This is a genomic window from Candidatus Protochlamydia sp. W-9 (assembly GCF_001950615.1).
Classification (GTDB): Bacteria; Chlamydiota; Chlamydiia; order Chlamydiales; family Parachlamydiaceae; genus Protochlamydia; species Protochlamydia amoebophila.
Genome location: NZ_BCPZ01000168.1, coordinates 1 through 275 on the forward strand (window position 1 = coordinate 1; position 275 = coordinate 275).

A 275-nucleotide genomic window follows, 5' to 3' on the forward strand; every position below is an offset into this window, starting at 1 on the left:
ACCTGAACTATCGATACCAGAGATGATGACAATCGTCATTTTATTTCATCAATCAAATTATCGAACATTTAAGCACTTTTATGGGTATGTTACCAAATACTTAGTTAAAGAATTTCCAAACTTAATTAGTTATAGCCACTTTGTTTATTTAAAGAAGAACCTTTTTATTCCTCTATTTGCTTATCTTTTGGACAAAAGAGGAGAAATCACAGGAATTGCTTTTATTGATTCTACGTCGATAGATGTTTGCCACAATAAACGCATAAAAAGAAACA

General features: G+C 30.2%; 1 protein-coding gene. It reads left to right on the plus strand.

What is annotated here, in order from left to right; genetic code table 11:
* The coding region (locus BU804_RS05595) for a transposase (RefSeq protein ID WP_275935652.1) at positions 1 to 275 on the plus strand (275 nt) is incomplete at both ends.